The sequence below is a fragment of the Dietzia sp. CQ4 genome (assembly GCF_014145125.1).
Classification (GTDB): Bacteria; Actinomycetota; Actinomycetes; order Mycobacteriales; family Mycobacteriaceae; genus Dietzia; species Dietzia natronolimnaea.
Genome location: NZ_JAALDZ010000288.1, coordinates 1 through 4,308 on the forward strand (window position 1 = coordinate 1; position 4,308 = coordinate 4,308).

Consider the following 4,308-nt stretch of genomic DNA (forward strand, 5'->3'; position numbering starts at 1 on the left):
GCCGCCGCCCTGCCCTTGACGACCTTGGCCTGGAACCCCGCCCGTGACCTCGAGACCTGGGCGTCGAGCGCGGCCACCCGGCCCTGCATGGGCGCCCGCCAGCTGTGGCAGACCGCCAGCGCCAGGGCGTCCGCGGCGTCCGCCGGGCTCGGGGGCTTCTGGAGGCCGAGGATCCGCGTGATCATCAGGGTCATCTGCTTCTTGTCGGCGCGACCGCTGCCCGTGACGGCGGCCTTGACCTCGGAGGGGGTGTGGAACGCGACCGGGATGTCCCGGTACGCCGCGGCCATGGCCACGACCCCGGCCGCCTGCGCCGTGCCCATCGCGGTGGACACCTGGTTCTGGGCGAACACACGCTCGATGGCCACCACGTCGGGCCGGTGAACGGCCATCCACTCGTCGGCCACCTCGTGCACCGCCCGCAGGCGACGCTCGAGCGGTTCGTCCGCACTCGTCCGCACCACGTCCACGTCGAGAGCGGTGACGGCGCGGCCCGGTGCCGTCTCGATCAACGCGAGACCGCACCGGGTCAGCCCGGGGTCCACTCCCATGACGCGCATCGAACCTCCGCCGACCAGTGGTAGAACCTACGTTCGAGACCCTACCAGCGACGCGGCCGTCAGGAGTCCAGGGCCGCCAGCACGTCGTCGGGGATATCCACGTTCGAGTAGACGTTCTGGACGTCGTCGGAGTCCTCGAGCGCGTCGATCAGGCGGAAGATCTTCCCCGCCCCCTCGGCGTCGACGGTGACCTCGACGGAGGCCCGGAAGCCCGACTCGGCCGAGTCGTAGTCGATCCCGGCCTCCTGGAGCGCCGTGCGGACCTGGACGAGGTCGGTGGGTTCGCAGATGACCTCGAAGCGGTCGCCGAGGTCGTTGACCTCCTCGGCCCCCGCCTCGAGCACCGCCATCAGGACGTCGTCCTCCTCGAGCTCGCCCTTGTCCAGGACGATCTCACCCTTCCGGGCGAAGAGGTAGGCCACGGAGCCCGGGTCGGCCAGGTTGCCGCCGTTGCGGGTCATGGCCGTGCGGACCTCCATGGCCGCGCGGTTGCGGTTGTCCGTGAGGCATTCGATGAGCATCGCCACGCCGTTCGGGCCGTAGCCCTCGTACATGATCGTCTCCCAGTCGGCGCCGCCGGCCTCCTCGCCGGCGCCGCGCCGCCGCGCGCGCTCGACGTTGTCGCCCGGGACCGAGTTCTTCTTGGCCTTCTGGATGGCGTCGAACAGCGTCGGGTTGCCGTCGGGGTCACCGCCACCCGTGCGGGCCGCCACCTCGATGTTCTTGACGAGTTTGGCGAAGAGCTTGCCGCGCTTGGAGTCGATCGCCGCCTTCTTGTGCTTGGTGGTGGCCCACTTGGAATGGCCTGACATGGGGAGTTCCGCCCTCCGGGGTGTCTGGGGTGAGGCCTGGATGACCTCCGGGTGACTTACGGGTGTCGCTGACGGCCCACTCTACGAGGTCGCCGCCCTGACCATGTCGAGGAAGTACCGATGGACGCGCACGTCGTCGGTGACCTCGGGGTGGAACGAGGTCGCGAGGGCGTTGCCCTGGCGCACCGCGACCACGTGATCCTCGCCGTCCGAGGCGCGGACGCCGGCGAGTACCTCGACGTCCGGTCCCACCGTCTCCACCCACGGTGCCCGGATGAAGACCGTCCGAAACGGGTCGGGGCCGAGGGCGTCGACGACGAGGTCGGCCTCGAACGAGTCGACCTGCCGCCCGAAGGCGTTGCGCCGGACGGTCATGTCGATGGCGGAGAACCACGTGGCGTCCGGGCGGGTGTCGAGCACCACGGAGGCCAGCAGGATCATCCCCGCGCACGAGCCGTACACGGGCATCCCGCCCGAGATCCGCTCGGACACCGGCTGGTACATGTCGTACACGTCCAGTAGGCGGCTCATCGCGGTCGACTCACCGCCGGGCAGCACGAGCCCGTCGACCGTGTCCAGCTCCGATCGGCGGCGCACGGTGACGGCCTCCGCCCCGACGGTCTCCAGGTGGCGCAGGTGTTCGGCGACGTCGCCCTGGAGGGCGAGCACGCCGATCCGGGGGCGATTCGCCGCGCTCACCTGTGGTCCCCGCGGGAACCGGCGTCCCCGCGGGCGGCTGCGGTGCGGTCGGACCCGGTGCCCGACAGGTCCACAGGGAAGGGCTGCGCCCCCTCCCGGAGGCGACGCGACAACCCCTCCTGGGTGACCGCCGCGACGAGGCGCCCCGTCCGGTCGAAGATGCGGCCCTGGGTGAGGGCCCGGCCGCCGAAGGCGGACGGGGACGTCTGGTCGTACAGCAGCCAGTCGTCGGCCCGGAACGGGCGCAGGAACCACATCGCGTGGTCCAGGGAGGCGTCCTGGGTGGGCTCATCGGGGTGGATGACCTTGGCCGAGCTCAGCAGGGTCATGTCCGACATGTAGGCGAGCGTGCACACGTGGAAGTTGGGGTCGTCCGGCAGTTCGTCCACGCACCGGAACCACACCCTCTGCTGTGAGGCGATCTGCGAGGATCCGCGGAGCCTGTCGGGCGGCACCATCCGGATGTCCCACTGCGCCCACTCGTCCACGAAGACACGGTGGGTCTCGTCCAGGTCCTCGTACCGCGGCGCGGGGATCTCCTCGGCGTCGATCACGTCGGGAATCGGGTCCTGATGCTCGATCCCCTCCTGGTCGCGGAGGTGGAAGGAGGCCGACATCGAGAAGATGGGCTCGCCCTCCTGGATCGCGGTGACCCGCCGGGTGGCGAAGCTCCGACCGTCCCGCAGCCGGTCCACCTGGAAGACGGTGGGAGCCGACGGGATCCCCGGCCGGATGAAGTAACCGTGGAGCGAATGGACGTGCTTGTCGTCGTCGACGGTGCTGACCGCGGCGGTCAGGGTCTGACCGGCGACCTGGCCGCCGAAGGTGCGCTGCAGGTGGGTCTCGATCGGGTGACCGCGGTAGAGATCGCGGTCGATGCGCTCGATCGCGAGGATGTCCTCGATCTTGGCCACCGGTGGGTCACCAGCCCCGCTCGGCGAGCCGGTGCGGCTCCGGGATGTCGTCCACGTTGATGCCCACCATGGCCTCGCCCAGGCCACGGGAGATGTTCGCCAGGGTCTCCGGGTCGTCGTGGAAGGTGGTGGCCTTGACGATCGCCTTCGCACGCTCGGACGGGTTGCCGGACTTGAAGATCCCCGAGCCGACGAACACGCCCTCGGCGCCGAGCTGCATCATCATCGCGGCGTCGGCGGGGGTGGCGATGCCGCCGGCGGTGAACAGCACCACGGGGAGCTTGCCGTTGCGCGCCACCTCCTTGACCAGGTCGTACGGCGCCTGGAGCTCCTTGGCGGCCACGTAGAGCTCGTCCTCGGGCAGGTTCTGCAGGCGGCGGATCTCCTGGCGGATCTTGCGCATGTGCGTGGTGGCGTTGGACACGTCACCCGTACCGGCCTCGCCCTTGGAGCGGATCATCGCCGCGCCCTCGGTGATGCGCCGCAGCGCCTCGCCGAGGTTGGTGGCGCCACAGACGAACGGCACGGTGAAGTCGAACTTGTCGATGTGGTTGGCGTAGTCGGCCGGGGTGAGGACCTCGGACTCGTCGACGTAGTCCACGCCGAGCGCCTGGAGGATCCGTGCCTCGACGAAGTGGCCGATACGGGCCTTGGCCATCACGGGGATGGAGACGGCCTCGATGATCCCGTCGATGAGGTCGGGGTCGCTCATCCGGGCGACACCACCCTGCGCGCGGATGTCCGCGGGGACCCGCTCGAGGGCCATGACGGCCACGGCGCCGGCGTCCTCGGCGATCTTCGCCTGCTCGGCGGTCACGACGTCCATGATGACGCCACCCTTGAGCATCTCGGCCATACCTCGCTTGACGCGTGCGGTTCCGGTGGTGTTCTCGGTGGACTGCGGCTCGCTCACGAAATAGGCCTTTCCTGGCGTCGATGACTCGTAGTAGGCGTCCAGTGTAGGTCGCCCTGACCTCGGTTCCCCAACCGCCGCCCCACCGCGCCGGGTCAGCCTCCCGCGTGTGGGTGGTCGACGAGTTCGACGTAGTCGGGCATCGGGGCGCGCCCCGCGAGTCGGAGCGCCCTGACGGTCCCCTTCTCGCGCAGGGTCCTGGTGTCGCGGACCGCGTCGTTGTAGAAACTCCGCGCCATCGCGACCCTGTCGGACACGTCCTCGAGTTCGGCGGCCAGGTCGACCGGCAGCACGGCGACGTCCAGCCCGGCCAGCAGGGTGCCGAGGGTGTTCTCCGCCCTCTCGGCGTCCGGCGCACCGTCGTCCGCGGGCGGGCCGGGCCGGGCCGGGTCCGGGTCGGGCCGGGGGTC

General features: G+C 70.4%; 5 protein-coding genes and 1 pseudogene. All 6 read right to left on the bottom strand.

Going from position 1 to position 4,308, the window contains the following annotated elements; all coding sequences use genetic code 11:
• On the bottom strand, positions 1 to 560 hold a 560-nt coding region (ruvC, locus tag G6031_RS15075), incomplete at its 3' end, for a crossover junction endodeoxyribonuclease RuvC (protein WP_182653691.1).
• Positions 561 to 619: 59 nt separating this feature from the next.
• Complete coding sequence (locus tag G6031_RS15080) at positions 620 to 1,372, bottom strand: YebC/PmpR family DNA-binding transcriptional regulator (RefSeq protein WP_182610072.1); 753 nt, start codon at positions 1,370 to 1,372, stop codon at positions 620 to 622.
• Positions 1,373 to 1,453: 81 nt separating this feature from the next.
• A complete protein-coding gene (gene pdxT / locus G6031_RS15085; protein WP_179525380.1) occupies positions 1,454 to 2,071 on the bottom strand; it encodes a pyridoxal 5'-phosphate synthase glutaminase subunit PdxT in 618 nt (205 codons plus the stop codon).
• Complete coding sequence (locus tag G6031_RS15090) at positions 2,068 to 2,985, bottom strand: acyl-CoA thioesterase II (RefSeq protein ID WP_182653692.1); 918 nt, start codon at positions 2,983 to 2,985, stop codon at positions 2,068 to 2,070. The genes pdxT and G6031_RS15090 overlap by 4 nt, the downstream gene beginning before the upstream one ends.
• Before the next feature lie 7 nt (positions 2,986 to 2,992).
• Complete coding sequence (gene pdxS, locus G6031_RS15095; RefSeq protein WP_182653693.1) at positions 2,993 to 3,898, bottom strand: pyridoxal 5'-phosphate synthase lyase subunit PdxS; 906 nt, start codon at positions 3,896 to 3,898, stop codon at positions 2,993 to 2,995.
• A 95-nt stretch (positions 3,899 to 3,993) separates the two neighbouring features.
• Positions 3,994 to 4,308, bottom strand: a pseudogene (locus tag G6031_RS15100) (NUDIX hydrolase); the annotation flags it as partial.